21 protein-coding genes are annotated in these 26,860 nt (G+C 67.6%); 10 read left to right on the top strand and 11 right to left on the bottom strand.

The window, feature by feature from the left end; all coding sequences use genetic code 11:
• Window positions 1-36: 36 nt before the first annotated feature.
• Window positions 37-948 (bottom strand): LysR substrate-binding domain-containing protein, encoded by a 912-nt coding sequence (locus M9979_RS05365; RefSeq protein WP_254288313.1) that lies wholly within the window; start codon window positions 946-948, stop codon window positions 37-39.
• Between the two features lie 159 nt (window positions 949-1,107).
• Here M9979_RS05365 and M9979_RS05360 point away from each other — a divergent pair, with 159 nt between their 5' ends.
• On the top strand, window positions 1,108-3,588 hold the full coding sequence (locus tag M9979_RS05360; protein WP_254288312.1) for a TonB-dependent receptor: 2,481 nt from the start codon (window positions 1,108-1,110) through the stop codon (window positions 3,586-3,588).
• Window positions 3,588-4,850: an MGH1-like glycoside hydrolase domain-containing protein gene (locus M9979_RS05355; RefSeq protein WP_254288311.1), complete on the top strand. Its 1,263-nt coding sequence runs from the start codon at window positions 3,588-3,590 to the stop codon at window positions 4,848-4,850. The genes M9979_RS05360 and M9979_RS05355 overlap by 1 nt, the downstream gene beginning before the upstream one ends.
• A gap of 405 nt (window positions 4,851-5,255) precedes the next feature.
• Here M9979_RS05355 and M9979_RS05350 read toward each other — a convergent pair whose 3' ends face one another.
• Window positions 5,256-5,852 (bottom strand): FKBP-type peptidyl-prolyl cis-trans isomerase, encoded by a 597-nt coding sequence (locus M9979_RS05350; RefSeq protein WP_254288310.1) that lies wholly within the window; start codon window positions 5,850-5,852, stop codon window positions 5,256-5,258.
• 156 nt (window positions 5,853-6,008) lie between these two features.
• Between M9979_RS05350 and M9979_RS05345 the strand changes: the two genes are divergently transcribed.
• The 3 genes from M9979_RS05345 to M9979_RS05335 all read left to right on the top strand — a co-directional run bounded on the left by M9979_RS05345 (window position 6,009) and on the right by M9979_RS05335 (window position 7,695).
• Entirely contained in the window at window positions 6,009-6,329 is a 321-nt protein-coding gene (locus M9979_RS05345; RefSeq protein WP_254288309.1) for a hypothetical protein, read from the top strand.
• Window positions 6,330-6,460: 131 nt separating this feature from the next.
• Complete coding sequence (locus M9979_RS05340; protein WP_254288308.1) at window positions 6,461-6,796, top strand: hypothetical protein; 336 nt, start codon at window positions 6,461-6,463, stop codon at window positions 6,794-6,796.
• 68 nt (window positions 6,797-6,864) lie between these two features.
• Window positions 6,865-7,695 carry a 23S rRNA (adenine(2030)-N(6))-methyltransferase RlmJ gene (locus tag M9979_RS05335; RefSeq protein WP_254288307.1) on the top strand — a complete coding sequence of 277 codons (831 nt, stop codon included), beginning with the start codon at window positions 6,865-6,867 and terminating at the stop codon, window positions 7,693-7,695.
• 315 nt (window positions 7,696-8,010) lie between these two features.
• Here M9979_RS05335 and M9979_RS05330 read toward each other — a convergent pair whose 3' ends face one another.
• From M9979_RS05330 to M9979_RS05310, 5 genes are read right to left on the bottom strand one after another with little or no spacing between them, the layout of a single operon-like run.
• Complete coding sequence (locus tag M9979_RS05330; protein ID WP_254288306.1) at window positions 8,011-9,435, bottom strand: aldehyde dehydrogenase family protein; 1,425 nt, start codon at window positions 9,433-9,435, stop codon at window positions 8,011-8,013.
• A gap of 40 nt (window positions 9,436-9,475) precedes the next feature.
• Window positions 9,476-10,636: an acyl-CoA dehydrogenase family protein gene (locus tag M9979_RS05325; protein ID WP_254288305.1), complete on the bottom strand. Its 1,161-nt coding sequence runs from the start codon at window positions 10,634-10,636 to the stop codon at window positions 9,476-9,478.
• Between the two features lie 11 nt (window positions 10,637-10,647).
• Entirely contained in the window at window positions 10,648-11,433 is a 786-nt protein-coding gene (locus tag M9979_RS05320; RefSeq protein ID WP_254288304.1) for an SDR family NAD(P)-dependent oxidoreductase, read from the bottom strand.
• 31 nt (window positions 11,434-11,464) lie between these two features.
• Window positions 11,465-12,640, bottom strand: a complete 1,176-nt coding sequence (locus M9979_RS05315; protein ID WP_254288303.1) for an acetyl-CoA C-acetyltransferase — start codon at window positions 12,638-12,640, stop codon at window positions 11,465-11,467.
• On the bottom strand, window positions 12,633-14,738 hold the full coding sequence (locus M9979_RS05310; RefSeq protein WP_254288302.1) for a 3-hydroxyacyl-CoA dehydrogenase NAD-binding domain-containing protein: 2,106 nt from the start codon (window positions 14,736-14,738) through the stop codon (window positions 12,633-12,635). The genes M9979_RS05315 and M9979_RS05310 overlap by 8 nt, the downstream gene beginning before the upstream one ends.
• A gap of 234 nt (window positions 14,739-14,972) precedes the next feature.
• Here M9979_RS05310 and M9979_RS05305 point away from each other — a divergent pair, with 234 nt between their 5' ends.
• The 5 genes from M9979_RS05305 to M9979_RS05285 are packed head-to-tail and all read left to right on the top strand — an operon-like array spanning window position 14,973 to window position 20,246.
• A complete protein-coding gene (locus M9979_RS05305) occupies window positions 14,973-15,758 on the top strand; it encodes an enoyl-CoA hydratase-related protein (RefSeq protein WP_254288301.1) in 786 nt (261 codons plus the stop codon).
• Between the two features lie 10 nt (window positions 15,759-15,768).
• Entirely contained in the window at window positions 15,769-17,382 is a 1,614-nt protein-coding gene (locus M9979_RS05300) for a long-chain-fatty-acid--CoA ligase (protein WP_254288300.1), read from the top strand.
• A gap of 33 nt (window positions 17,383-17,415) precedes the next feature.
• Window positions 17,416-18,954 carry an acyl-CoA synthetase gene (locus tag M9979_RS05295; RefSeq protein ID WP_254288299.1) on the top strand — a complete coding sequence of 513 codons (1,539 nt, stop codon included), beginning with the start codon at window positions 17,416-17,418 and terminating at the stop codon, window positions 18,952-18,954.
• Complete coding sequence (locus tag M9979_RS05290) at window positions 18,951-19,925, top strand: alpha/beta hydrolase fold domain-containing protein (RefSeq protein WP_254288298.1); 975 nt, start codon at window positions 18,951-18,953, stop codon at window positions 19,923-19,925. Before M9979_RS05295 ends, M9979_RS05290 begins: the two co-directional genes overlap by 4 nt.
• 3 nt (window positions 19,926-19,928) lie before the next feature.
• Window positions 19,929-20,246, top strand: coding sequence for a 2Fe-2S iron-sulfur cluster-binding protein (locus M9979_RS05285; RefSeq protein ID WP_254288297.1), 318 nt, complete (start codon window positions 19,929-19,931; stop codon window positions 20,244-20,246).
• A gap of 3 nt (window positions 20,247-20,249) precedes the next feature.
• On the opposite strand, the gene M9979_RS05280 is transcribed toward M9979_RS05285, so the two are convergent.
• The 4 genes from M9979_RS05280 to M9979_RS05265 all read right to left on the bottom strand — a co-directional run bounded on the left by M9979_RS05280 (window position 20,250) and on the right by M9979_RS05265 (window position 26,811).
• Window positions 20,250-21,866 carry a type II secretion system protein GspD gene (locus tag M9979_RS05280; protein WP_254288296.1) on the bottom strand — a complete coding sequence of 539 codons (1,617 nt, stop codon included), beginning with the start codon at window positions 21,864-21,866 and terminating at the stop codon, window positions 20,250-20,252.
• A 100-nt stretch (window positions 21,867-21,966) separates the two neighbouring features.
• Entirely contained in the window at window positions 21,967-23,067 is a 1,101-nt protein-coding gene (locus M9979_RS05275) for a lipocalin-like domain-containing protein (protein WP_254288295.1), read from the bottom strand.
• A 42-nt stretch (window positions 23,068-23,109) separates the two neighbouring features.
• Window positions 23,110-24,198 carry a carotenoid 1,2-hydratase gene (locus M9979_RS05270; RefSeq protein WP_254288294.1) on the bottom strand — a complete coding sequence of 363 codons (1,089 nt, stop codon included), beginning with the start codon at window positions 24,196-24,198 and terminating at the stop codon, window positions 23,110-23,112.
• Between the two features lie 216 nt (window positions 24,199-24,414).
• A complete protein-coding gene (locus M9979_RS05265) occupies window positions 24,415-26,811 on the bottom strand; it encodes a TonB-dependent receptor (RefSeq protein ID WP_254288293.1) in 2,397 nt (798 codons plus the stop codon).
• Window positions 26,812-26,860: the final 49 nt, after the last annotated feature.

Below are 26,860 nucleotides of genomic sequence, written 5' to 3'. Positions count from 1 at the left end.
ACTGTCTGCGCAACGCCCTGTTCCGGTTTCGACAACTTACAGTCCGGCGGGTTCCCAGGACAGGCCGCGACGCAGGCGCTCGACGAGGAAATCGATGAGCGTGCGCACGCGCACCGGCACCGTCTTGGGATCGCTGAACACCGCGAAATAGTCGATGCCGCCGCTGTTCCATCCCGGCATCACCTCGGTCAGCCGGCCCTCCGCCAGGTCCCGCTTGCACAGGAAGGCGGGAAGGCTGGCGATGCCCAGCCCGGCGAGCGTCGCCTGGCGCAGCATGGCGAGATCGTTGGTCGCGAAGCGGGCGGCGAATTCGACGCTCGCCTCCTCGGCCCCGCGTTGCAGCGTCCAGCGGTGACGGCGATCGACCGCGTCGAGGCCGAGCAGGTCGAAGCGCGGCAATTCGACAGGCGTCTGCGGCATCCCCATCCGCTCGGCGAGATCGTGCGAACAGAACAGCCCGCATTCGGCGCCGCCCAGCCGGGTCGCGACGAGATCGGAACTGGCCAGCGGGCCGACCACGATCGCAACGTCGAATCCGCTACGCAGCATCGCGATCCCGTCGTCGCTGACCTGGGTCAGCAATCGCACCTCTGGGTAGAGCGCCAGGAAATCGGCGAGCATCGGGCCGAGCAGGCTCTGGCTGAGGCCGTGCGGCAGGACGGTGCGGATGATCCCCTGCGGATAGCGCTGCTGGCTCTGCAACGCGCGTTCGCCGTCCTTGAGGACGCCGATCGAGCGCAGGCAATATTGGAAGAACAGCGCGCCGTCCTCGGTCACCGTCACCGCCCGCGTGTTGCGGCGGAGCAGCTGTGTGTCGAGATGCTGTTCGAGCCGCGTGATGCGCCGGCTGACGCTCGACTTGGGCATGCCGAGCTGGTGGCCGGCGCGGGTGAAGCTCTCGGTCTCCACGACCTTGGCGAAGACCGTGAGGTCCCCGAAATCGAGCATGATGGCGTGTCCTCTCTTTACCGGCAGTCTGCGGCATTGTTGCTGTAACCGCAACGGACTGTTCTGCCTTTCGCGCCTTCTGTTTCCCCGGCGATCGCCGCACCTATCCCTCGACACGCGACCGACCGGCAAGGCGGAGCACGCACAGGGGGAGGATCGATGAGCTATTCAAGGTCGAACGTATCGATGCGGGCGCTGTGGCTGGCGGGGGCGATGGCCGTCGCATCGGGAGGCGCCGGAGCCGGCGTCGCCCAGGCGCAGACCGCACCGGCTCCCCAGGCGCCCGCCGGGGCCGATCAGCCGCAGGACGGCGACATCGTCGTGACCGGCACCAGCGCCGCGCGCCGCGCGCGCGACACGCCGCTGTCGGTGTCGACGATCGATGCCACCCAGCTGCAGCGCACCGCCGCGTCGAGCCAGGCCGACATCCTCAATACCGTCCCGTCGATCAAGGCGGAGGGCGGCGGCGGCGAAGTCGCGGTCAACGTCTTCATCAAGGGATTGCCGCTCGGCGGCACCTACCAGCTGACACCGCTGCAATATGACGGTATTCCAGTGTTGAGCTCGTTCGGGCTCAACTCGTCGGCCTATGACGTCTATTATCGCAACGATCCGGGCATCGAACGGCTCGAGTTCGTCCGCGGCGGCGTGTCCAACCTGTTCGGTTCGGGTTCGGTCGCGGGGCTCATCAACTACATTTCGAAGACGGGGACCGATACGCCGCAGGGCACTGTCCAGGCCGAATGGGCCGAGCGTGGGCGGTTCCGCGGCGATGTGGCGGCAAGCGGGCCGCTGGACGCCGCAGGGCTCTATTACGCTTTCTCGGGGTATTTCCGCCACGACGATGGCCCGATCCGCACCGGTCTGCCGACCAAGGGTGGGCAGCTGCGCGGCAATATCCGCAAGGATTTCTCCGACGGATCGGGATCGGTGACGCTGTCGGGCCAGTATATCCACGACCGCGTGCAATTCTATCTGCCGTTTCCGCTCGACGGCGCAACGCGCGAGCGCATCCCCGGCAATGACGGGAAACTGGTCAATTCGCTGCTGACCGATGCGGTGTCGGGACTGGGCTTCGCGACGCCCGGCGGCGGTCGGTTCCAGACGCGGATCGCCGATGGCGTCTATACCGCGGGCGGTCAGGTGGCGCTCGCCTTCACCAAGGATTTCGGCGACGGCTGGGGGCTGAACGGCAAGGCGAAATATTCGCGCTACGCCCATCGTTTCGGCTTCTTCCTCGACGGCGACGGGCTCGCCAACGTGCCGCAGACGCAGGCCGGGTTCCTGGCATTGCGCGGACTGCCGAGCAACGCCAGCTTCACCTATGCCGACGACGGGTCGGCGGTGCCGGGGTCCGCGATCCTGTTCGCCAACCGCTTCCAGGACCGCAACCGGCCCAATCACGACACCACCGCCGAGTTGAACCTGACCAGGCAGCTGACCGATGGCGATGTCCGCCACAACCTGACGCTGGGCGGCTATTTTGCCGATGCCTGGGCGCGTGACCAGACCGTCACCACCGCCTATCTCGGCGCGTTCAACAACCGGCCGCGGCTCATCAACCTCACCGTGCGCAACGCGGCGGGCGTACCGACGATCGTGTCGAACGGCGGGCTGCTCGATGCCGGTGTCGGCTACACCGACAACACCGCGAAACAGACGCATTACGCGGTCTACCTTGCCGACCAGATCGAGGGCGGGCGGCTGGTGTTCGACTTCGGCGGCCGCGTCGAATGGTCGGACGGCGACATCGCGCGCGCCGCGACCGCGACGACGATCACCGATGCGACCACGCCCAATCTGTCGACGGCGCTGCGCAACGTCGTGTGGGAAACCGGTACGGTGGTGCGCGGCAAGGTGAGTGCGAGTAGCTGGGCGCTGTCCGCCGGCGTGCTCTACAAGCTGACGCCGAGCCTCAACCTCTACGCCAACGCCAATCGCGGCTTTTTCTTCCCTGCGCTCAATTCGGTGGCGGTCAACGCGGCGGGGCAGACGCAATCCTACCAGCCCGAGATCATTCGCCAGGCCGAGGCCGGACTGAAGTTCGGAGCGGGCCGCGTGACCGCATCGCTGTCGGGCTTCTACAACGACCTCAAGAACCGGCGGACGGTGCTGCTGGTCAATGCGCCCGGCGGCGGCGTGACCGAACAGGTGACGATCGTCTCGACCAAGGCCTATGGGCTGGAGGCGGTGCTCGGCGTCCGTCTGCTCGACCATCTGCGCTTCGACGGCAACGTCAGCCTGGTCCACGACGAATTCACGGCATTGGACATCACGCCGCAGTTCGTCGGCAACAAGGAACCGCGCCAGCCCAACGTGCTCTACAATGCCGGGCTGTATTACGACGACGACGCCTTCGATGCGTCGGTGGCGACAACCTATACCGGGCCGAACTATACCGACAATTCCAACGCAATCCGGCTGAACGGCTTCAATACCGTGCGGCTGATCGCGGGCTACAAGCTGCCGCTCGCGGATCGCCAGTCGGTTCGGCTCGGGGTCGACGTCTACAATCTGTTCGACAGCCAGGGCATTTCGGAAGGATCGCCGCGCCAGGTATCGCAGACCGTCGGCACCTATTTCGTCGGCCGCCCGATCCTGCCGCGCCGGTTGTCGATACGGCTGAGCTACGACTTCTGATGCGGTCGCGAGACGAGGAGGCGCGCGCGATCCTGCGCGGCAACGACCGCGGCGGCTATTCGGTGCCCAACGGGCGCGTCTATCCGTTTCAGTGGAACTGGGATTCGGCGTTCGTCGCGCTCGGCTTCGCCACCTTCGATGGGAATCGGGCATGGCAGGAGATCGAGACGCTATTCGCCGCGCAATGGGCCGACGGCTTCGTGCCGCACATCGTCTTCTGGCAGGACGACGCCGGCTATTTTCCGGGGCCCGACCGCTGGCAGGCGGGGGAGGGGGTGCGCACCTCGGGCATCACCCAGCCACCCGTCGCAGCCAGCATCGTGCGCACCCTGTGGGATGGCGATCCCGGCGTTCGCCCGCGACTGGCGGCGCTGTTCCCCAAGCTGCTGGCGTGGCACCGCTGGTTCTGGCGATATCGCGATTTCGAAGGCCGTGGCGTCGTCGTCGCGATGCATCCATGGGAAACCGGGCGCGACAATTCGCCCGAATGGGATGTGCCGGGCGCTGCCATCGATACCGCCGGCGTCGCACCGTACGTCCGGCGCGACCTCGGCCATCTCGATGCGGCGATGCGACCGACCGGCGCGGAATACGACCGTTACGTCGCGCTGGTCGATTTCGGGCGCAGCACCGGGTGGGATCATGCCCGGATCGCCGCGGAGAATCCGTTCCGCGTCGCCGATGTGGGCATGTCGATGATCTTCCTGCGCGCCAACCGCGATCTGCTGGCGCTGGCGCAGGTGCTCAGCGACGACGCGGCGGCGGACGAGATTGCAGGCCATATCGCCCGCGCCGAGCAAGGCATCGGCTGGCTGTGGGACGATGCGGCACGAAGCTGGTGTTCGCGCGACACGATCACCGGGCGCTCGTCGGGCTTCGTCACCAGCGCATCCTTCCTGTCGTTCTGGGCGGGGGCAGGCGATGGTCCGCGCGATGAGGCGATGCTCGCGCATCTCGACCGGATCGGCATGCGTGTTGGCTATCTGATGCCGAGCCTCGATCCGGACGATCCCGGCTTCCAGATGCTGCGCTATTGGCGGGGGCCGGTGTGGGCGGTCGTCAACTACATGATCGGCCGCGGACTGAAGGAAGCGGGCCATGTCGCTGCGGGCGAGCGGATACGCGCCGACACCAACGGGCTGATCGCGCGATCGGGATTCTACGAGGCGTTCGATCCTACCGGCGGCGCGCCAACCGGCGGCGACACCTTTTCCTGGACCGCGGCAATCTGGCTCGCCTGGGCGAGGCGATCGGATCCGTAACCGATGACTGGTGGGTAGGGGGATGAACGATCGGTGGAAACTCGAGGGCTCCGTCAGATCAGCTGCACCCGCTGTGCCGATGGGCCAAACGAGGTAGGGCAGGACATGCCCCGTGCGCGCAGGCCAGCCAACCCGTTTCCGCCATTTCCATTCGTCGCCGGAAGTGATCCGGGGGTGGTGCCGATGCCATCACCACCGACGTGCTTCGACCCGAGACGCGTTTGCCTTGACCTGACAGCTCCCTCGATCCTGGGATCGTCCGGGTCGTGGATCTCGACCGGCATAGGCATGGGCAGGCGCCTCAGGCGAACGGGAGGACAGGCGGTCGGTGTCGTCCGGCGTGGCACCGCATCGCGTTGGCGGTACGACCGGACGTCTCGTATCGTTCGTCCGGCATCGCCGCGGTCATGGCTGCGGCGATGCCTTTCCTTGCGCCGCGGGTTCGGCGGCTGGCGTGCGGTTCATGCTCTCCACCTCGGCCGCCGTCTTGAAGTCCAGCAGTTCGACCTGGAACACGAGATCGGCGTTGGCGGGGATCGGCCCCGACGCCTGCGCGCCATAGCCCAGGGCGGCGGGAATGCAGAAGCGCGTGACGCCGGATCGGGCCATCGTCTGCAACCCTTGCGAGAACCCCGGAATGACGCCGTTGACGGGCAGGGGCGAACGCATGCCCTGATCGAACACCGCGCCCGTCGACGCGAGATAGCCGATATAGTTGACCAGCACGACATCGCCTGCGCCCGGCTTGGCGCCGGTGCCCGGCCGCAGGATCGTCGATCCCAGCCCGGTCGGTGCCGTCGTCGCACACCGGCGTTGCCCGGCCGGCACCACGGGGGTCAGCGGCAAGGCGATGATGGCATTGTCCGTCCTGATGGGCGCGGGCGCTGCGACGCGCGGTTTTTGCCGGCGGGTTGCCGCCGCGCTCGCCGGCACCGGGGCGGCGAGCAACGGCAGGAGCGCGGCGAGGATGAGGCGGGACGAAGCGTGCGACAAGAATGGCATGGCGGCCGCTATAGGCAAGGCTTGCGGCCGGCGCCATTTCGATCGTCGTCCAGGCGCTGCGACGCCGCCTGTCCGGGAAGGCGGCCGAGGTCGGCTGCCCATCGGGTGGTACCCTGACCTGTGCCTCGGCGGCGATGCCGTGCTAAAGCCCGTCCTATGGCAAAATCCCGAAGCACGGCCGGCACCGTCGATGTCGATGGCGTCACCTATGACTGGCATCTCCAGCGCGAGCCGCATCTGTCGGATGACGAGGGCTGGAAGGGCATGACCATCTCGCTCCTCCAGCAAGATGCCAAACGCGCCGCACTGCTGGAATTCCCGCCGCCCAAGCGACTGTTGAAGGGGATGCCGCGCGGTCGCCTCCAGCTGGATGACGCGACGATTTCACGGTGCGTGCGTGCCGCTTTGTCGGCGGGTTGGGAGCCGTTGTCGCGCGGCAAGCCGATGGTCATCACGGTCGATGCCGAAGGCAATTGAGGTGCGGGACGCGTATGGCCGTCAGGGCAGAACGAGGTGCCGACACCGCTGACAGCTTTCCATATCTTTCCATATGATGCAGCGGATCGCTTCGCTACAGGCGAGCGCAATCAAGGCAGGTAGATCGCGCTATGGGCAGACGTTCGAGACAGGATCCCTACGATCATCTTCCGCAGGACGACGATGCCCCGGCCGCGCCGGTGCCCTGCTGGCTGTGCGGGCGACCGACCGGCAAGGCCATCGTCTGGCACCATCCCGTGCCCAAGAGCCGCGGTGGCCGCGATGTCGTGCCGATGCATCCGATCTGCCAGCAGACCCTGATCGCCAATTTCACCAATTCGGAATTGCAGCGGCACGGCATGAATGTCGCCGGCCTGCTCGATCATCCGAACGTGCGCAAATTCGTGGATTGGGTGGCGAAGAAGGATCCCGACTTCACCGCAACGATCACGAAGAAGCAGCGCTGATGGGTTGCCGCCACCGTTTCGCGCGCAATAGCCGCCATGAAGGCAGATCGTCAGGATCTTGAGTCGCCATGAATTATCGTCATTCCTTCCATGCCGGCAATAGTGCCGATGTCGTGAAGCACAGCCTGCTGATCGCCCTCGTCCGGGCGTTGCAGCAAAAACCGGGCGCGCTGACCCTGATCGACACCCATGCCGGCTGCGGGCTCTACGACCTAGGCGGCGACGAGGCCCGACGTACCGGCGAGTCCACGCAGGGCGTGCTGCGGGCGCTTGCCGACCCGAATCCCTTGCTGGACGACTACCGCGCGGCCGTTCGGGCGGTGAATATCGGGGCCGAGCCGCACCTCTACCCCGGCTCGCCGCGGGTTCTGGCGCAGCTTCTGCGCCCGCAGGATGTCCTGATCCTCAACGAAAAGCATCCCGAGGACGCCTATACCCTGCGCGGCGTGATGCGCGGCACATCCGCCGCGGTGCATGAGCGCGACGCCTACGAGCTTTGGCTGGCGATGGTGCCGCCCCGAATGCCGCGCGGCATGGTGGTGGTCGACCCGCCGTACGAGCAGACGGACGAGCGCGCACGGATCACGGCTACCCTTGCCGCGGCTCACCGCAAATGGGCGCATGGCGTGACGGTGATCTGGTATCCGCTGAAAGACCGCGCCACGCATGGCCGATGGAAGGAGCAGCTGCGCAAGCTCGGCATCCCGAAATTTCTGACGATCGAGCATTGGTTGTACGATGGCGATCAGCCCGGCATCTATAATGGCGCGGGCCTGTATATCGTCAACCCGCCCTATGCCTTCACGCAGGCGCTGCCGCCTCTGCTGGAAGCGCTGCGCACCGTGCTGGCGCCCGAGGGACATAGCGGCGAGGTCATAACCGACTGGTTGGGCGATTGAGGTAAATCCTTCCCTTCCCTTCCATCAAGGGAGGGGAGCCGCGTTCCAGGTTTGACACCAGGCGCCTCGGGATATTCCCGGCGCTGGCGCGGCGACGACGACCACGTGCGACCGCATCGCGGCCACAGGCGAACTGACGTCCGCCCATGCTGCAGGGTGGGGTTGCGCGACACCGCCCCGGGGGACCCTCGATCGTCGGTCGGCAGGAGGTGCGAAGCGGCAGACGGGCAGCTCTATCCGATTCCGCAGGCTTCCCCCATCACGATGCGCTCCCGTGCGGCTGTGGGACGATCGCCCCACGGCCGTGTTTCATCGTCAGCCATGCTTGCGGGTGATGATCGTGCGGAGGCCGCAATACTCCCTCAGTCCCTCTGGACCGTTTTCGAGGCCTATGCCCGATTGGCGCTGTCCGCCGAACGGTATGCGTGGAGAGAGATGCTGCACTTCGTTGATCCAGACCGTACCGCTCGTCAGACGCGCGGCGATGGTGCGCGCCTGTCCGTCATCCGCACTCCATATCGATGCGCCGAGCGCATAATCGCCGACGTTGGCGCGCGCGACGGCTTCGTCGCTGGTGTCGAAGCGGAGCAGCGGGAGGACAGGGCCGAACTGTTCCTCCTGCACGATGCGGCTGTCGTCCGGCGGGTTGTCGACGATCGTGACCGGCACGAAAAAGCCCGGCCCCTCGCCGGGATCGTCGCCGATGACCCGATATCCTTGCGCCTTGCAGTCCGCGATCAGGTCGCGCAGCCGCGCGCGCTGATCGGCATTGGCAACCGGGCCGATCTGCGTCCCCTCCGTGGCACCGTCGCCGATCCGCACCGTCGCGGCATAGGCGACCAGCGCATCGCGCAGGCGATCGTAGATGGCGGCATGGACGTACAATCGCTTGATCGCGATGCACACCTGTCCGGCATTGCCGAACGCTGCCCAGAACAGCTGGGGGACGATCGCATCCACGTCGACATCCGGCATCACGATCGCCGGATCGTTGCCGCCCAGTTCCAGCGTGATCCGCTTCAGGGTGGCTGCGGCGCTGCGCATCACCTTTCGGCCCGTCTCGGTCGAGCCGGTGAAGCTCACCTTGTCGACGCCCGGATGCGCGGTGAGCCACGGACCGAGGCGGTCGCCGCCGGTCACGATGTTGAGCACGCCCGGGGGCAACAGATCGGCGACCAGCATGCCAAAGCGCAGCAGGGTCAGCGGCGTGAACGGCGACGGTTTGAGCACCACCGTATTGCCGGCGAGCAGCGCAGGCCCCAGCTTGAACATTGCCAGCAGCATGGGGAAGTTCCAGGGCGCGATCGCACCGACGACGCCGAGCGGCACGGCCTGCGTCTCGACCAGGCGGTCGGCGCTGTCCTCGATCACGCCGCCGGGCAATTCGAGCGCGGCGGTTCCCTTCAGCCAGTGCGCCGCCGCGCCGATCTCGCCCTCCGCCTCGGCGAGCGGCTTGCCCTGTTCGCGGGTCAGCAGGCGTTTCAGGCCGTGGATATCGGCCAGCATCCGGTCGGCCATCGCCTCCAGCACCGCGCGTCGCGACGCGATCGGGGTGGCCGACCATCCCGGAAAGGCGGCACGGGCCGCGGCGACGGCGGCGTCGAGGTCCCCGGGCGACGCATCGGGAACATGCGCGACGATCGCCTCCGTCGCCGGATCGACCACCGCCAGACGTTCGTCGGCGAACACCGCCGCGCCGCCGATCAGCATCGCGGCATCGTCGCTCATGGGGTCGTTCATGGGATCGTTCATGGGCATCCGATCGTCTCCCGTTGCCGCGTCAGGCGAGCATGCTGCGATAATTCTGCGAGAAGATGTCGCGGCCGATGATGAGCCGCATCACCTCCGAGCTGCCGGCCAGGATGCGGTTGATGCGGGCGTCGGTGAACATGTGGCTGATCGGATATTCGTCCATATAGCCCGCGCCGCCGTGCAGCTGGACGCCGAGGTCCATCATCTTCCACTCGACCTCGGTAGCCAGCATCTTGGCCTTGGCGCCCATGTTGCCGGTCAGCCGGCCTGCATTGTGCTCGACGACGCAATGATCGACATAGGTCTGGACGAGGTCGATCTCGGCATCCATCTCGGCCATGCGGAATTGCGTGTTCTGTTGTTCGGATAGCGGCTTGCCGAACAGCACGCGCTGCATGACGTAATCGCGGGTGACGTCGAACGCGCGGCGGGCATTGGCGGCGGCGCCGACCGCGGCGATCAGCCGTTCCTCGGCCAGCCCCTCCATCAGATGGTAGAAGCCCTTGCCCGGTTCGCCCAGCACGTTCGCCTTGGGGACCTGCACGTTGTCGAAGAACAGTTCGGCGGTGTCCTGTGCCGACATGCCCATCTTCTTGAGGTTGCGGCCGCGTTCGAACCCCGCCATCCCGCGCTCGACGAGCAGCAGGACGAGGGCATGCTTCCGTTCCGCGCCGGCCAGCTTCGCCGCGACGACGACCAGATCGGCGTTGATGCCGTTCGAGATATAGGTCTTCGACCCGTTGAGCAGGAAATGGTCGCCCCTGTCCTCGGCGGTCGAGCGCATGCCGGCGAGGTCGGAACCGGCGCCCGCCTCGGTCATCGCGATGCCGAGGATCGTCTCGCCGCTGACGCAACCCGGCAGGACGCGGCGGCGCAGCTCCTCGCTGCCGAAGCGTTGCAGATAGGGGCCGACGAGGCGGCTGTGCAGCGTGTTGTACCAGTTGGCACAGCCGGCGCGCACCGTTTCCTCGATGATGATCTGTTCGTAGCGGAAGTCGTCGTCGCCCAGGCCGCCATAGGCCTCGTCGGGCCATATCATCAGGAAACCCTGATCGCCCGCCTTCCTGAACGCCTTGCGATCGACGATTCCCGCCTCGCGCCATTCCTCCATATGCGGCGCGATCTCGGTGTCGAGGAACCGGCGATAGGCTTCCCGGAACATGATCTGGTCTTCGGTGAATGCGCGCATCGTCCGCCTCCTCAGCGTGGGGCCATGCGGATCGCGCCGTCGAGCCGCACGTCCTCGCCGTTGAAATAGCCGTTCTCGATCATCAGCAGCGCCAGCGCGGCATATTCGGCCGGGTCGCCGAGCCGTTTGGGGAAGGGGACCGACGCCGCCAGCGCCGCCTTCACGTTGTCGGGCGCGGCGAGCAGCAGCGGCGTGCTGAAGATGCCGGGCAGGATCGTGTTGACGCGGATGCCTTCCGCCATCAGGTCGCGCGCCAGCGGCAGCGTCAGGCTGACGACGCCGCCCTTCGACGCGGCATAGGCGGCCTGCCCCATCTGGCCGTCCTCGGCCGCGACCGAGGCGGTGTTGACGATCGCGCCGCGCTCGCCGCCGTCGTCGACGGGATCGAGCGATGCCATGCCGACCGCCGACTTGGCGGTGCAGCGGAAGGTGCCGATCAGGTTGATCTGGATGATCTTCTCGAATTCGGCGAGCGGGAAGTGGCGCAGTTCGCCGGTCGCCTTGTCGCGACCGACCGTCTTGATCGCATTGCCGGTCCCGGCGCAATTGACCAGCACGCGCTCCTGCCCGTGCGCGGCGCGCGCCTTCGCGAAGCCGGCATCGACCGAGGCGTCGTCGGTGACGTTCACCGCGCAGAACAGGCCGCCGATCTCCGCGGCGACACGCTCGCCGAGTTCGGCGTTGAGGTCGAACAGCGCGACGCGGACGCCCTTCGCGGCCAGCGCACGCGCGGTCGCGGCACCGAGGCCGGAGGCGCCGCCGGTGACGACCGCGGCGATGGAGGAGTCGAGTTTCACGGGTAGAATCCTTCGAACAGGGGGCGAACGGTCACAGCCGTTCGACGATGGTGACGTTGGCGATGCCGCCGCCCTCGCACATGGTCTGCAGGCCGAACCGCTTGCCGGTGCGGCCCAGCGCATGGACCAGCGTCGCCATCAGCTTCGCCCCCGACGCGCCGAGCGGATGGCCGAGCGCGATCGCGCCGCCATGCACGTTCAGCCGCTCGGGATCGGCGTCGAGCATCCGCAGCCAGGCGAGCGGGATCGGCGCGAACGCCTCGTTGACCTCGTACAGGTCGATCTCGCCGATCGCGCGGCCGGCGCGGCGCAGCGCGGTGCGGGTCGCGTTGATCGGTTCTTCCAGCATGACCACGGGATCGCCGGCGGTGACGGTCAGATTGTCGATCCGCGCGATCGGGGTCAGGCCGTGCGCCTTCAGCGCGCGTTCGTTGACGATCAGCACGGCGCTCGCGCCGTCGCAGATCTGGCTGGCATTGCCCGCGGTGATGATGCTGCCGTCCATCACGGTCTTGAGCCCGCCCAGCCCCTCCAGCGAGGCGTCGGGCCGCAGCCCTTCGTCGGCAGTATGAAGTGCGGCCGAGCCGTCGGGGCGGGTGATCGCGACGGCCACGATCTCGCGATCGAATGCGCCCGCCTGGACCGCGGCGGCGCCCTTGCGATGGCTCGACAGCGCGAAGGCGTCGGCCTGCTCGCGGGTGAAGCCATATTTGTCGGCGATCATCTGCGCGCCGGTGAACTGGTCGAACGACCTGACGCCGTAGCGGCGCTTGGCCGCCTCGCTCCATGGGCCGGTGCCGAGCCCGGCCTGCGCATAGAGCGCGACCGTCGATCCCATCGGCACGCGGCTCATGCTCTCGACGCCGGCGGCGATGACCATGTCCTGTGTGCCCGACAGCACCGCCTGGGCGGCGAACTGCACCGCCTGTTGCGACGATCCGCACTGGCGATCGATCGTCACCGCCGGCACGCTGTCGGGCAGGGTCGAGGCGAGGACGGCGTTGCGGCCGACCTGCGTGCTCTGTTCGCCACCCTGGCCGACGCAGCCCATGATGACGTCCTCGATCCCCGCGGGATCGATGCCGGTACGCGCGACGAGCGCATCGAGGACGGTGGCGGCGAGGTCGGTCGGATGGACGCCGCTCAACGCGCCGTTGCGGCGGCCGCCGGCGGTGCGGACGGCGTCGACGATATAGGCTTCAGCCATGCAGGGCTCCTTCGAGAACGGGGGTTGACGACGCGGCGACCGCGCGGTGCAGCATGCCGCCGCTTTCCGCGAGGCGGACCAGCAGCGGCGAGGGCACGAAGGTGTCGCCGTGGCGCTGCGCCAGCGCCTCCAGCGTCGCGACGATCGTCGGCAGGCCCACCGTATCGGCCCAGAACATCGGTCCGCCGGTATGGACCGGCCAGCCATAGCCGGCGATCAGCGCCATATCGATGTCGGAGGCGCGCAGCGCGATTCCCTCGTCGAGGATGCGCGCGCCTTCGTTGACGACGGCGTATAGCAGCCGTTCGCGCAACTCCTGGTCGGTGAAGCTGCGGCGCACGATGCCTTTCGCGGCGGCGAGCGCGGCGATCACCTCGTCGGCGACCGGCGAGGGCGTGGGGCGGCGTTGCGCATCGTAATCGTAGAAGCCGCCATTCTGCTTCTGGCCCAGCCGGCCCTGCGCGACGAGGTCGCCCATCAGCGTCCGTTCGGTCGAGTCGCGGCCGATCACGTCGAGCCCGATCAGGTCGAGCATCTGGAACGCGCCCATCGGAAAGCCGTAATCGACCAGCACCCGGTCGATCTGCTGCGGGCTGGCGCCCTCCAGCGCCAGCGCATCCGCCTGTGCCATGCGCACGCCCATCGCGCGGTTGGCGATGAAGCCCTCGCACACGCCGGACAGGACGGGCAGCTTGCCGATCCGCTTGGCCAGCCGCATCGCCGTCGCGACGACGTCCGGCGCGGTGCGCGCGCCGCGCACCACCTCCAGCAGCCGCATGACGTTGGCGGGCGAGAAGAAGTGCAGGCCGACCACCCGTTCGGGCCGCTCGGTAACGGCCGCGATCGCGTCGAGATCGAGGAAGGAGGTGTTGGAAGCGAGGATCGCCGAGCGCTTCGCGATGGCGTCGAGCTCGGCGAAGATCGTCTTCTTGAGGTCCATGCTCTCGAACACCGCCTCGATGACGAGGTCGCAGCCGGCGAGGTCGGACAGCGCCAGCGTTCCGGTCAACAGCGCCATGCGCCGTTCGACCTCGGCCGCGTCCAGCTTGCCCTTGCGCGCGCTGGCTTCGTAATTGCGACGGATCGTCGCCACGCCGCGGTCGAGCGCATCCTGCCGCGTCTCGACCAACGTCACGGGCAGGCCGACATTGAGGAAGTTCATCGCGATGCCGCCGCCCATCGTGCCGGCGCCGATCACGCCGACCGAGGCGATCGGCGCGACGGGGGTGTCGGCGGGCAGGCCCGGGACCTTCGCGGTGTCGCGCTCGGCGAAGAAGGCATAGCGTTGCGCCTCGGATTCGCGGCTGTGGAGCAGCTCCTCGAACAGCGCCGCCTCGCGCGCCATGCCCTCGTCGAAGGGCAGCGCGACCGCGGCCTCGATCGCCGCGACGATGTTGGTCGGCGCCCTCACGCCGCGGAACAGGCCCGGGTTCCGTGCGCGGAAATCGTCGAACAGCGCCGGATTGCCGCGATCGGCGGCGACCTTGTCCTCCCGGTCGCGCACCCGGCGGCGGACCGCGCCGTCTGCGACGATCTCCCGCGCGAAGGCGATCGCGGCGTCGGTCAGGTCGTCCGGCGCGCTGAGCCGGTCGACGATGCCGAGTGCCAGTGCGCGGGGTGCCGCGATCGGCTTGCCGCCGGTGATGATCTCGAGCGCCGCCGCCGCGCCGACGATCCGCGGCAGGCGCTGCGTGCCGCCCGCGCCGGGGAGCAGGCCGAGCGCGACCTCGGGCAGGCCGACGCGTGCGGTCGGGCTGGCGATCCGATAGTCGCAGGCCAGCGCGGTCTCGAGCCCGCCGCCGAGCGCGGTGCCGTGGATCGCCGCGATCACCGGCTTGGTCGCGCCTTCGATCCGGGCGATCACGTCGAGCAGGTCGGGCCGCATCGGCGGCTTGCCGAATTCGGTGATGTCGGCGCCTGCGAAGAACGTCCGTCCCGCGCAGAGCAGCACGATCGCCGCCACCGACGCCTCGGCCTCCGCCGCGGCGAGGCCGTGGAGAATCGCCTGTCGCACGCCGAGCCCGAGCGCGTTGACCGGCGGCGAATCGATCGTGATCAGCCCGATGGTGCCGCGTGTGTCGAACGTGCCTGTCGGCATGTGACCCTCCCTCGTTGCCGCCGTGACGTCACGGCCGGCGCCCGGTCGGCGCCGTGGTTTCGCCGGTGCTGATGCCCCAAGATCGACTCGAAGAAAAGAGGTAATTAAACGAACATATAATAACGTCGATCAAAGCGGAGCGCCGGCCCCGCCCTCGCCTTCCGTCGCCTTGTTTGAGGGATTGGCAGTGGTACTTAACTATGCGTATATATAGCGGAGACAAGGGAGAGGCCGATGGCCGATTACACGGATATCCGCCTCGCCGTGCGCGATGGCGTGGCGGAGCTGACGCTCGACCGGCCGGCGGCGCTGAATGCGCTGACGCTGGATATGGCCGCCGAACTCGAGGATGCGGTCGCGCGCGTGTCGACCGATCTGGCGGTCCGCGCGGTGCTGCTGACCGGAGCGGGGCGCGCCTTTTGCAGCGGCGCGGATCTGCGCGGGGATGCCGGCGGTGGTGCGACCGACGTCGGCGAGAGTCTGGAGCGGTTCTTCAATCCGCTGCTGGAGACGCTGTTCGCGATGCCCAAGCCGCTGGTCGTGGCGGTGAACGGCCCCGCTGCGGGGGCGGGGTTTTCGCTGGCGCTCGCCGGGGACGTCATCCTCGCCGGGCGATCGGCCTGTTTCATCCAGGCGTTCACGAAGGTCGGGCTGGTCCCCGACCTGGGATCGACATGGCTGCTGCCGCGCCAGATCGGCCGCGGGCGGGCGATGGCGCTGATGATGCTCGGCGACCGGCTGTCCGCGGAGCGCGCGCTCGACTGGGGCATGATCTACGGCGTCGAGGAGGATGACGCGCTGCCGGCGGCGGCGCGCGCGCTGGCGGCACGCCTCGCCGCCGGCCCGACGCGCGCCTATGCCATGCTGCGGCGCGCGGTGCGCGACGGGCTGGAGGGCGGGCTGGCCGACGCCCTGGCCCGCGAACGTGCCGACCAGCGCGAGGCGGGCTTCACGCAGGATTTCGCCGAGGGTGCGCGCGCCTTTCTCGACCGGCGTGCGCCGGTCTTCACCGGCGCGTGAGGGGAATGGCATGAGCCACCGGTTCGTCCATTTCGGCGAAGTCGCGGAGCATCACGCACGCGAACGGCCCGATGCGATCGCCTTCGCCTTCGAAGGGCGGACGACCAGCTTCGGCGACTTCGCGGCCCGGTGCCGCCGGGTCGCCGTCGCATTGTCCGCGGAGGGCTGTCGCCCCGGCGCGCGTGTCGCCTTTCTCGGCAAGAACAGCGACCTGTTTTTCGAACTGCTGGTCGGCGCCGGGATGGCGGGGCTGGTGACGGTGCCGCTCAACTGGCGGCTCGCGCCGGCGGAGCACGAACAGATCCTGGCGGATGCCGGAGCGGAACTGCTGTTCGTCACCGGTGACTTCCTCGCGGCGGCCGCGCGGCTGGTGCCCAACGTCGCCGGGATACGGCGGCTGATCGCGATCGAACCGGGCGACGATCCCGACCGGCATTTCACCGCCTGGCGCGACGCGCCCGGCGACGCCGCGGGGACGACGGTCGATGTGGGCCGCGACGATGTCTTCCTCCAGCTCTACACCTCCGGCACCACGGGCAGGCCCAAGGGGGTGATGCTGACCCATGGTGCGATACTGGGCGCGCTGGAGCTCGCCGAGGCCAGCGGTGAGGCGTGGCGCCGCTGGACGCCCGATCTGACCGCGCTGGTCGCCATGCCGGTCTTCCACGTCTCCGGCTCGGGCTGGGCGCTGGGCGCCTTCCATGGCGGCGGGCGATCGGTGGTCCTGCGCGAATTCTCGATCGCCGGAATCGAGCGGGCGATCGCCGGCGACGGCGTCACGCATGCGATGATCGTGCCGACCGCGTTGCAGATGCTGGTCGACAGCTGGGAACAGGGCGACGTGCGGCCGGGATCGCTGCGCCAGATCGTCTACGGCGCGAGCCCCATGCCGCCGGTCCTGCTGAAGCGCTGCCTGAAGCTCATCGGCTGCGATTTCGTGCAATATTACGGGATGACCGAGACGTGCGGCAGCTTCGTCGCGCTGCCGCCCGAGGATCATGTCCGCCCGGTCGGCAACCGGCTCGCCTCCACCGGGCGGGTCATGTCGGGCAACGCGATCCGCATCGTCGATCTTCAAGGTGCCGAGGTGCCGCCGTCCGTCGTGGGCGAGGTCTGCGTGCGGACGCCGGGCGTGATGGCCGGCTATTGGAACATGCCGGAGGCGACGCGCGAGACGATCGACGCGGACGGCTGGCTGCGCACCGGTGATGCCGGCTACCTCGACGCGGACGGTTATCTGTTCCTGTGCGACCGGATCAAGGACATGATTATCTCGGGCGGCGAGAACATCTATCCGATCGAGGTGGAACAGGCGATCGCCACCCATCCGGCGGTCGATGCGGTCGCGGTGATCGGCATCCCCGACGATCGCTGGGGCGAAACGGTGAAGGCATTCGTCGTCCTCAAGCCCGGCGCCGCGGTGAATGCCGAGGAACTGGTCGCGCATGCCCGGACGACGATCGCGGGCTACAAGGTGCCGCGGTCGGTCGATTTCGTCGCCACGCTGCCGCGCAATGCGTCCGGCAAGATCCTGAAGCGCGAACTGCGTGCCGCCCATCGCACCGGCCCCGACCGCGCCCCCGATGGTGCCCCCGATCGTGCCCCCGATCGTGCCGTCGCCTGATCCCGGCCTTTCCTCTTTCGGACGTCTGCCGTCATGCATCCTGCCATTCACGCGCTCGCCCATCCCGCCAAACCGGCGGTCATCATGGAATCGACGGGCGAGACGATCGATTACGCCACGCTCGACCGCCGTTCCAACCAGGGCGCGCATCTGTTCCGCGCGGCGGGACTGGTGCGCGGCGATGTCGTGGCGCTGTTCCTGGAAAACCATCCGCGCTTCTTCGATCTCGCCTGGGCGGCGCAGCGCAGCGGGCTGTACCTCGTCTGCCTGTCGTCGCGCGCCACCGCCGCCGAGGCGGAGTATATCCTGACCGATTCCTGCGCGAAGTTGCTGGTGACGTCGCCGCATCTCGCCGCGGTGGCGTGCGAGCTGCCGGAGCGGCTGCCGGAAATTGCGACGTTCATGCTCGACGGACCCATGGCGGGGTTCCGCGACTGGAACGCCGAATCGGCGGCGATGCCCGACACGCCGGTGGCGGATGAATCGGCGGGTGCGCTGATGCTCTATTCGTCGGGGACAACGGGGCGGCCGAAGGGCGTGCGCTGGGCGCTGCCGGAGGATCCGGCGATCGCGGCCCCGCCGCTGCTGACCCAGCTCGCCACGCAGCGGTTCGGCTTTACCGAGGACACCGTATACCTGTCGCCGGCGCCGCTCTACCACGCGGCGCCGCTGCACTGGTCGATGACGGTCCACCGGCTGGGCGGCACCGTCGTCGTGATGGGGCATTTCGATCCCGAACGCGCGTTAAGCGTGATCGCCCGTCATCGGGTCACCGCCAGCCAATGGGTGCCGACGCATTTCGTGCGGATGCTGAAACTGCCCGAGGATGTGCGCCGCGCCCACGACCTGTCGTCGCTGCGCGTGGCGATCCATGCCGCGGCGCCGTGCCCGGTGCCGGTCAAGCACGCGATGATCGACTGGTGGGGCCCGATCCTGTTCGAATATTATTCGGGGACGGAGGGCAATGGCTGGACGATGATCGATTCGGCCGAGTGGCTCAGCCGGCCCGGATCGGTCGGGCGCGCGGTGATCGGCACGCTGCACATCTGCGACGAGGCGGGGCATGACCTGCCGCCGGGGCACGAGGGCGCGGTCTATTTCGAGGGCGGGCCGCGCTTTTCCTATCACAACGATCCCGCCAAGACCGCGGAAGCCGCGAACGTGCACGGCTGGACCACGCTGGGCGATGTCGGTCGGCTGGACGAGGACGGCTATCTGTACCTGACCGACCGGCAGGGGTTCATGATCATCTCGGGCGGGGTGAACGTCTATCCGCAGGAGATCGAGAACCTGCTGGTCACGCATCCGCGCATCGCCGATGCCGCGGTGGTCGGCGCGCCCGATCCCGATTTCGGCGAGCGGGTGGTCGCGGTGATCCAGCCGGTCGACTGGGCGGACGCCAACGACGGCTTCGCCGAGGATATCCGCCAGTGGCTGCGCGGCCAGCTATCGGGGATCAAGGTGCCGCGGCAGATCGACTTCATGGCCGAACTGCCGCGGCAACCGACCGGCAAGCTCTTTAAAAGGCTGATCCGGGATGCCTATTGGCATGCAGCGGGTACGGCGGCATGACCGGTATCGACTATGTCGCCGGCCGTCCGGGGATCGGTGCACGCCTGACCAACCGGCTGTTGCGGGCGATGCGGGCGAAGACGCCGCTCGACGTCACCGATCCCGCGGCGCTGATCGCGGCGCGCCACAAGCTCGACCGGGTCGATGCGGGGATGGCCCGGCTGCGCCGCCGGTCCTCGCTGCCCTTCACCGCGCGGGACACGCAGATCGCCGGCGTCGCGACGAAGGAGCTGGCGATCACCGCCCCGGTCGCACCATGCCGTGACGGCGCCGTGCTATTGTTCGTCCATGGCGGCGGGTTCTTCTTCCGCTCGATCCACGGCCATATGCTGTTGGCGGCGCGGATCGCGCGGGAGGCGGGTATCGCGCGGGTGGTCCTGCCGCTGTACCGGCTGGCGCCGGAGGACGTGTATCCTGCCGCGCAGGACGATTGCCTCGCGGTGTATGACGCGCTGCTGGCGGACGGCATGGAGGCCGGCGATATCGTCGTGGCCGCCGATTCCGCGGGCGCGGCGCTGGCGTTGGGGATGCTGCTGCGCGCGCGAGATCGGGGGCTGCCTCTGCCGCGCGCCGTCGCGTTGCTGTCGCCGATGACCGATCTGACCTATTCGGGCGAGGCGATCGACGAGAATGCCGAGCGCGATCCGATGTTCGGCGGGCATCCGATGCCGGCGCCGGGCTATTATCTGGGCGGTGCGAGCGCGGCCGACCCCGACTGCTCGCCGTTGTTCGCTGATCTGCATGGACTGCCGCCGTTGCTGGTTCAGGCCGGCAGTACGGAGCGCCTGCGCGACGACGGCATCCGGCTGGTGGCGACGGCGACCGCCGCGGGGGTGCCGATCCGGGTGGAGATCTGGCCCGAGATGCCGCACGTCTTCCAGGCCTATGACTTTCGCGAGGCGCGGCAGGCGCGGGGGCGGATCGCCGCCTTCCTGCGCGACGCCTCCTTTTCCCTCGAAACCGGAGGCTGAACGATGCCGCACATTTCCGTCATCCTGCGGGAAGGGGACGAGCAGGCGATCGAGGCACCGGCGGGAGTAACGCTGATGGCGGCGCTCCGCGACGCCGGGATCGACGAGATCGCCGCCTTGTGCGGCGGCTGTTGCAGCTGCGCGACCTGCCATGTCCATATCGCGCCGGACTTCCTCGACCGGCTGCCGCCCATGTCGGACGACGAAAACGATCTGCTCGACGGGACCGACAGCCGCGACGCCCGGTCGCGGCTGTCGTGTCAGGTGACGATCACCGACGCCCTCGACGGCATGACGGTGACGATCGCCGACGCGGACTGACGCTCACGAGCCGGTTGGGGCGGCGACGAGCGTCCCGGGCGGCACCGCCTCCCGCCCGCCGGCGGTCCTGAGGTTCAGCCGGCGGATCACATGCGGCGTCACCATGATGTACAATTCCGTGGTCTGCTTGCTCAACTTGCTGGCGCCGGCGAGGATCGACAGGATCGGTATGTCGCCCAGGATCGGCAGCTTGGTGCGGGTCTTCATGCTGCTTTCCTGCGACAGGCCGCCGATGACGAAGGATTCGCCGTCGCGTACCGCCGCATAGGTCTCCGCCTCGCGCTGGCTGATCGTCGGATAGCCCTGCAGATAGCCGGTGACGCTCGATACGACGCAATAGATGTGGCTGGAGACGATGCCGTCCTCGGTGACGCGCGGCGCGATCTGCAACGTCACGCCGACGTTCACATATTGCACCTGTTGCGACACGCCGTTGACCCCCGACAGCGTGATCGAGGTGAGGATCGGGATCGCATCGCCGGTGACGATCCGCGCCGCCGACCCGCTCTGCGCCGAAATCCGCGGGCGTGAAAGGATGCGGCCCTCGCCCTTCTGCACCTGAGCATAGAGCGACGCCTGCAGATTGACCGCGCCGCTGAGCTGGCGGGTGGTCAGCGGAAAGGACGACCCCGCCGACGAGATATTGCCGTAGGAGGCGGTCGCGGTGGCGATCTGGCCGTTCGCATTGGCGATGTCGAGCCCCAGGTTGCGCGCGCCGGTCTGCGTCAGCTCGACGATCTGCGTTTCGAGCATGACGGTGTCGATCGGCTGGTCGATCGCCGCGATCTGCGCCTTCAGCCGCTTGATCGTCGCCGGGTCGCCGCGCAGCCAGATCGCGTTGAGCCGGCGGTCGACGCCGATGTTCGGATTGATCGACCGCCCCAACGGCTCGGGATCGGTGTTCTGCGTCTGCGGTCCCGGATTGTAGCTGGAGCTGACGCCGTTGGTATTGGCGGAGCCGAAACCGGGCGAGCGCGGCACGAAATTGTCGTTGGGCTTGATCGACGCGCCGTCGGTGAGCAGCCCTGCGACCTCGCTGACGTCGGCATATTCGAGCATGACGAGCTCGAACCCCATTGCCGAGAAATCCGCGGCCGGCGGCACCGGCCCGGCCGCGGCGGCGGACAGGCCGGGCGCGCCGGTATCAGTGGAGGATGCGGTCGTATCGGTCGCGCTGCGCCGTGGATCGGACAGGGTGACCGTCACGCTGTTGTCGCGATTGTCGATCGACCCGATCTGCACGCCGGGCGTCTTGGGATCGAAGCGGAGGAACAGGAAGCCGGGATTCTCCTCGACGCGGATCGCCTTCAGCGGGCCGGTGAAGCCCCCCGGCACGACCAGCTGCCGGCCGCGCGCGGTGAGCGTGAAGGCGACCGCGGGCGTGCCGGAGGCGTCGGTCGCGCTGACGTGCGTGTTCATCCGCGGGGTGAGCTGGAGCTTGAGGACGGTCTTCGCCGCACTGTCCTCCACGACCGTGATCGCGGTCAGATAGGTGAGCGTGTCGGCGCTCGTCTGCGCCCGGCCGGCCTGTCCGATCGCCACGACGAGCAGCAGCGCGATCAGCCGGAACGCGCGTATCGCGGACGGCCGGTGCCGAGGGCGATCGTTCGATCGGATCATGGCATCACTTTCGACAGGGAGGCAGGGTTCGAACGGGCGGCGGCCCGATCGGGATGTCCCGTCGGGCCGCCTTCCTTCGTCATCGGTCGTACGTCGGCGCTCAGGGCAGCGACGCGTAGGGCTGGTTGTAGGGATTGACCTCGACATAGCTGCGGCCGGTGACCGACTGGCCGTTCAGCGTGCCGACGACCGCCGACGTGCCCTCCCAATAGGTCCGATGGGCGGGCCACACCATTTCCTGATTGGCGACCTGCGGGGTGATGGTCAACGTCCCTTCGGGCAGCACGACATTCCATTTCGCGGGGTAATTGTACCCCGTCTGCGGGCTGCGCCAGGTCGAGAGCACCTGCAGATCCATCTGCGGTCCGGCGAGCGGGCTGGAGCCGCCGTTGACGACGCGGGTGCCGAACTTGTTGACGATCGCCCCGGTCAGCGGATCCTGCAGATAATACAGCATGTACTGCGTATTGTTGTCGAGCTGGATGGCGAACCAGTTCCAGCCGCCGCCGAAGAAGGAGCCGCCCTGGTTGAGCGCGGTCCCCTTGATGAACCACTGGCGGTCCTGCCACGAGGTGCCCGTGATCCGGATCGGCACGCCGTTGTCGTAGATCGTGCCGACCGTATCGAGCGCCGTCGACGAGTAATAGGCCGATGTCTTGCCGATCGGGCGGTAATCGACCATGCCGTTGTTGCCGTGCACCGTGAAGGGAATGCGGCTGCTGGTCGTCAGGTCGATCCCGAACCGGCCATCGGACAGCATCGCCTTGATCGCGTAATTCTGCTGCGATCCACCGACCGACCAGTCCTTGTTGGTGAAGCTGAAGCCGCCGGTCTGCGCAGGGATCGTATCGGCCTTGATCCGCTCCTCGACCCGGTGGACGTTGTTGTTCACGTCCGTGATCGCGAAATGCCAGGAATAGGTCGCCGGGCCGAGCGGCAGCGGCCACAGCTGGAACACCGTGACCTCATAGCCATATTCGCGCTTCGCGCCGCTCGGGTCGGTGCCGTAAAGATGGCCGACGAAATACCACCATTCCAGCTGGCTGTGGTGCGCGCCTTCATCCTTGGGCAGCGACAACGGGGCGGGCTGTTCGAAGGATTGCGCCTGCGCCGCGGTTGAGCCGATGCCGCCCGTCATCGCCAGCAAAGCGAGGCCGCTGCCAATGCCGGCCAGCCGCTTTCGTACCGTTCTCCAGATCATCCTTGCTCTCCTTGTGGTTATGGTGGTGGATCGCGCTGGCGATCAGGGGAGGATGCGCAGGCCCCAGTCGACGCCCCAGGGGTTCATCTCCGCAAAGGCCCGGCCGGTGGCGGCGCGGCCGTTCAGCGTGCCGGTGACTTTCGCGGGGCCTTCGTAATAGAACTTCTGCGTCGCCGGCGCGTGCAGCTCGGCGTCCTGGATGATCGGCACGATGCTGATCGCGCCATCGGGCAGCGTCACCTTCCAGCTCGCCGGATAGGTGTATCCCGTGTTCGGGCTCCGCCAGCTGCCGATGCGCTCCAGCGCCATCTGGTTTTCCGGGATCGGCGTATAGGTGCCGTTGGCGGTCTTGACCCCGATCATATGATCGATCGTGCCGTCGCCCTTCATGAAGAAGCTGAGGTTATACTGGGTATTGTCGTCCATCGACACGCCGAACCACGTCCAGCCGCTGTCCGCCTGGCCAGGCGCCCCGGTCGCCCATTCGTGATCGTACCAGGTCGTGCCCGTGACCTTTACGGGAACGCCATGGTCCCACACCGTCCCGCTCGTCCGGTTGGCGTTGAACGAATAATAAGGCGATTTCCACGCGCCATAGGTCTCGACGCCGTTGATCCCGTTGAGCGTCGGCGGTTGCGTCGCCTGCGCGGTCAGGTCGATCGCATATTGCAGGTCGGTACGGCTGGCCCTGGCATAATAGGCGCCCATCGATCCGCCCATCTTGAACCCCGCAACATCGAGGTCGAACCGGTTCGCCGTGGTCGTGAACGGCCCCGGCAGCACGCGCTTCTCGAACTTGAACGTGCCGCGGGTGAGGTCGGAAATGGCGAAATGCGCGTCGTAGACCGGGGGCAGGCCGGCGACGGGCGCGATCTGGAACACCACCATCTCATAGGCATAGGCATGCTTGCCGCCGGCCGGGTCGGTGCCGTCGAGGAAGCCGGTCATGTACCACCATTCGGCGGGCTGGCGGTGCGAGCCTTCGTCCTTGGGCAGGACGATGCCCGTTTCCACCGGCGGGAAGGTGCCGATCGCCTGCGCCATGGCTGGCGCGGGGCCGGCAAGCGTGGTGATGGTGGATGCCCACAGGGCAAGCGCGCAGGTAACCGCGCGCGTTCGCACGTGTTTCATGACCAGCCTCTCCTAAACCTTGTTCGTGTTTTCGTTCGACGTGGGCTTCGCCGCCTGTCTCCCCGCGGGTCGCGGGACCGTCGTCAGGCAACTCAGCGTCGCGTCCGCTATGATGACGAGTGTCGCAGATCGTCGGTAATAGTCAACAATGACCACAAATATTTGCGGTAGCGATGGCCGGCGGGGGAGGGGACACGCCCCTCCACCCGCCGCGGGTCAGTAGGCGAAGCCGATCGTCGCGCCGATCGTCCGCGGCATGCCGGTCTGGCGGACCAGCGCATCGTTGATGCGTGTGGCCGACGTCCAGTACCAGCTGTCGGTGACGTTGCGCCCCCACACGCTGAAGCGCCAGCCGTCCTTCTCCACGCCGGCGCGCAGATCGAGCACCGTATAGGCCGGCACCTTCTCGTTGTCGTTGGGAATGAAGCCCGACCAGGTCTTGCCTTGGACCGCGAGATTGCCGCCAAGGAACGCCTTCGCGTCGCCGCCGATCGACCAGCGATATTGCGCGTCGAGCGATCCTTGCACCTTGGGAACGAGCGGGAACGCCCGGCCCCCGAAATCCTGCGGCTGCCCCAGATAGTCGAAATTGCGGAAGCTGCCGAGCACCTTGGTATCGATGTACGAGATCACGGGGCTGATCGTCAGGCCGGGCACCGGGCGCCACGCCGCCGCCACCTCGAACCCGGCAACGCGCGATTTGGGCACGTTGATGAGCTTCAGCAGCGTGCCGAACGCGATGTCGGCATAACGGCCGATCGTCTGCTTGTTCTTGTAGTCATAGTAGAAGGCCGCCGCGGTCAGGTCGAACGTGCGGTCGAACAGCGACGTCTTCACGCCGGCTTCATAGGCGGTCACCCGTTCCTGCGTGACCGGGTCCATCTCCGCCAGGGTCGAGGCGATGATCGTCGGGAAGCTGCCCGCCTTGTAGCCCTGGCTGACGTTCGCATAGAGCAACGTGTCCTTCGACGCCTTCCAGTTGAGGCCGACGCGCCAGCTGACGTTGTCCTCCTTCAATCGGTCCGTCCGGCATCCCATCAGGAAGGTCGGCGCCGCACCCAGCGACAGACAGTCGGTCAGTCCCGGCGTCTGGCCGCTTGGCGTGAACACGCCATAGGCCGCGCGCAATTGCGCCTGGAGCAGGGTGAAGAAGAAGGCGGTGTTGCCGTTCACTCCGTCGAACGCCTGACCGAAGAAGTCGCGCGTCGTCCTGGTGTAGCGCGCCGAGCCCTGCAGCTTCAGCGTCGAGGTGACCGGATATTCGACGTTGCCGAAGATCGCGCCGGTCGAGATTGTCTGGTCGGTTCGCTCGAAATTGCCGGGCAGGTTGAGGATGACGAGCGGCGCTGCCGAGAGCAGGACGTGGCTGAGCGACCCGTCCTTGTCGAGGATCCGGAACTGGTCGAAGACCGTGTCGTGCTCGTAATTGCCGCCGAGCATCCAGTTGCCCCGCCCGCCGAACGTGCCGGCCAGCCGCGCCTCCTGATACCAGGTCTTCACGTCACCCTGCTGGATGGTCGAGTAATCCTCGAACGCGGTGCCGTCGCCCTCGACCGGCTGGTCGCGCTTGAAACGCTGATAGGAGGTCAGCGTGGTCAGGCTGACGTCGTCGGTGATGTCGACGCCGAGCTTGAGCGAGGTGAAGAAAAAGGAATTGCGCCGGTGATAATCGACACCCTGATCCCAGTCGGCGGCGCGATTGTCGTGCGGCGCGGTCGGATAGGCGACGAGCCCCGGCGGCATTAGCGCGGTCGCGCCCGGCGTCAGCACCTGAAGCCCAAAGAATTGCGGCGCCGGCGTCTCGCCATGGTCGCGCCACCCGCTGATGTTGAGGCTGGCGTGGAAGCGGCTGCCCGGGTTCCAGTCGATGAGCAGCCGGCCGTTGAGCAGATCGCGCTCACCCAGTTTTGCGCCGGTCGTATAGCTCTTCTGCCAGGCGCCGCCCTCGCTGACCTTGAACGCGGCGCGGGCCTTCAGCGTGTCGGTGAGCGGGCCGGACAGATAGCCTTCGACATCGACCGCGTCGAAGCTGCCATAGCTGACCTGTCCTCCGGCGCTGAGACGATCGGTAGGACGGGCGGCGATGAAGTTGATGAGGCCGCCGGTGGAATTCTGCCCGTATAGCGTCCCCTGCGGGCCCTTCAGCACCTCGACACGCTCGAGGTCGAGCGCGGTGCCGAGCGTTTCCGGGCTGAACGGGATCGGCACCTCGTCGCTGTAGACGGTGACGGTCGGCGCGGCGGACAGCGTCGTCTCCTGATAGCCGATGCCGCGCAAGGTATAGACGTTGGCGCCATAGGGCGTCGGGTTGCTGGCGAAGCCCGGCACGACCTTCACCAGATCCTGTGGCGCGGCGACACCGGCATCGACCAGCGACTGGCTCGACAGCGCCTGGATCGACATGCCGACATCGCGGATTCTCTCGCTGCGCTTCTGCGCGGTGACGATGATGTCGTGCGTCTCGTCGTCGGCCGGGGCGGTCGTCTGGGCGGGAGGGCGTGGGGGCGCGACCGTGCCGGCACTCTGCGCGCAGGCGCCACTCGTCGCGGTCGCCGCCGCCAGGATGCCAAGCGTGATGCGGGACACCGTCCCCAACAAGGCCTTGTTCGACATTTCCCCTCCTCAGGATTCTTCCGTTCGACACCGGTGAAAGGCGGCGCTC

Source organism: Sphingomonas liriopis, assembly GCF_024211255.1.
Lineage (GTDB): Bacteria > Pseudomonadota > Alphaproteobacteria > Sphingomonadales > Sphingomonadaceae > Sphingomonas > Sphingomonas liriopis.
Note: the sequence above shows the minus strand (reverse complement) of the source record. Positions and strands in the feature narration are given on the sequence as shown.

What these genes read in the sequence shown, in the direction of transcription:
- M9979_RS05280 (WP_254288296.1), bottom strand. Translation starts at nt 21,866, where the DNA reads ATGATCCGATCGAACGATCGCCCTCGGCACCGGCCGTCCGCGATACGC.
- M9979_RS05365 (WP_254288313.1), bottom strand. Translation starts at nt 948, where the DNA reads ATGCTCGATTTCGGGGACCTCACGGTCTTCGCCAAGGTCGTGGAGACC.
- M9979_RS05335 (WP_254288307.1), top strand. Translation starts at nt 6,865, where the DNA reads ATGAATTATCGTCATTCCTTCCATGCCGGCAATAGTGCCGATGTCGTG.
- M9979_RS05315 (WP_254288303.1), bottom strand. Translation starts at nt 12,640, where the DNA reads ATGGCTGAAGCCTATATCGTCGACGCCGTCCGCACCGCCGGCGGCCGC.
- M9979_RS05300 (WP_254288300.1), top strand. Translation starts at nt 15,769, where the DNA reads ATGAGCCACCGGTTCGTCCATTTCGGCGAAGTCGCGGAGCATCACGCA.
- M9979_RS05305 (WP_254288301.1), top strand. Translation starts at nt 14,973, where the DNA reads ATGGCCGATTACACGGATATCCGCCTCGCCGTGCGCGATGGCGTGGCG.
- M9979_RS05330 (WP_254288306.1), bottom strand. Translation starts at nt 9,435, where the DNA reads ATGAACGACCCCATGAGCGACGATGCCGCGATGCTGATCGGCGGCGCG.
- M9979_RS05350 (WP_254288310.1), bottom strand. Translation starts at nt 5,852, where the DNA reads ATGCCATTCTTGTCGCACGCTTCGTCCCGCCTCATCCTCGCCGCGCTC.
- M9979_RS05325 (WP_254288305.1), bottom strand. Translation starts at nt 10,636, where the DNA reads ATGCGCGCATTCACCGAAGACCAGATCATGTTCCGGGAAGCCTATCGC.
- M9979_RS05285 (WP_254288297.1), top strand. Translation starts at nt 19,929, where the DNA reads ATGCCGCACATTTCCGTCATCCTGCGGGAAGGGGACGAGCAGGCGATC.
- M9979_RS05355 (WP_254288311.1), top strand. Translation starts at nt 3,588, where the DNA reads ATGCGGTCGCGAGACGAGGAGGCGCGCGCGATCCTGCGCGGCAACGAC.
- M9979_RS05295 (WP_254288299.1), top strand. Translation starts at nt 17,416, where the DNA reads ATGCATCCTGCCATTCACGCGCTCGCCCATCCCGCCAAACCGGCGGTC.
- M9979_RS05345 (WP_254288309.1), top strand. Translation starts at nt 6,009, where the DNA reads ATGGCAAAATCCCGAAGCACGGCCGGCACCGTCGATGTCGATGGCGTC.
- M9979_RS05275 (WP_254288295.1), bottom strand. Translation starts at nt 23,067, where the DNA reads ATGATCTGGAGAACGGTACGAAAGCGGCTGGCCGGCATTGGCAGCGGC.
- M9979_RS05310 (WP_254288302.1), bottom strand. Translation starts at nt 14,738, where the DNA reads ATGCCGACAGGCACGTTCGACACACGCGGCACCATCGGGCTGATCACG.
- M9979_RS05340 (WP_254288308.1), top strand. Translation starts at nt 6,461, where the DNA reads ATGGGCAGACGTTCGAGACAGGATCCCTACGATCATCTTCCGCAGGAC.
- M9979_RS05270 (WP_254288294.1), bottom strand. Translation starts at nt 24,198, where the DNA reads ATGAAACACGTGCGAACGCGCGCGGTTACCTGCGCGCTTGCCCTGTGG.
- M9979_RS05290 (WP_254288298.1), top strand. Translation starts at nt 18,951, where the DNA reads ATGACCGGTATCGACTATGTCGCCGGCCGTCCGGGGATCGGTGCACGC.
- M9979_RS05360 (WP_254288312.1), top strand. Translation starts at nt 1,108, where the DNA reads ATGAGCTATTCAAGGTCGAACGTATCGATGCGGGCGCTGTGGCTGGCG.
- M9979_RS05265 (WP_254288293.1), bottom strand. Translation starts at nt 26,811, where the DNA reads ATGTCGAACAAGGCCTTGTTGGGGACGGTGTCCCGCATCACGCTTGGC.